Source organism: Mesorhizobium sp. M3A.F.Ca.ET.175.01.1.1 (genome assembly GCF_004791945.1).
Classification (GTDB): domain Bacteria; phylum Pseudomonadota; class Alphaproteobacteria; order Rhizobiales; family Rhizobiaceae; genus Mesorhizobium.
Genome location: NZ_SRTP01000414.1, coordinates 1 through 284, shown reverse-complemented (window position 1 = coordinate 284; position 284 = coordinate 1). Strand labels below are relative to the sequence as shown.

Here is a 284-nt window from a genome sequence, read left to right as displayed (position 1 = left end):
AGGAGATCAAGCGGCGCACCCTGATCGTTCGCATCTTCCCCAACCCGCAGAGCTGTTTGCGGCTGGTTCGGGCATTGGCGGTGGAGATCCACGAGAACTGGCTCGAGGCGACCCGCTACCTCAACATGGATCATCTGCGCGAGCACAAGAAGGAGAGCCTGAGAGCACTGGCCGCCTGAGACGCGGCCCGCCATGTCCGCCGCTCCGCTAAACACGGGGCTGCGCGGCGGACACGCCAACGTCACCGCTGAATGCCACGCCATTTTTTGCAGAATTTGACGCAC

Annotated in this window: 1 protein-coding gene; it reads left to right on the top strand. The window is 62.7% G+C overall.

Features of this window, described 5'->3' with window-relative positions; genetic code table 11:
- Window positions 1-179 (top strand): transposase (locus EN818_RS32225; RefSeq protein ID WP_189524025.1); only part of this gene is annotated, 179 nt, incomplete at its 5' end.
- Between the last annotated feature and the right edge of the window lie 105 nt (window positions 180-284).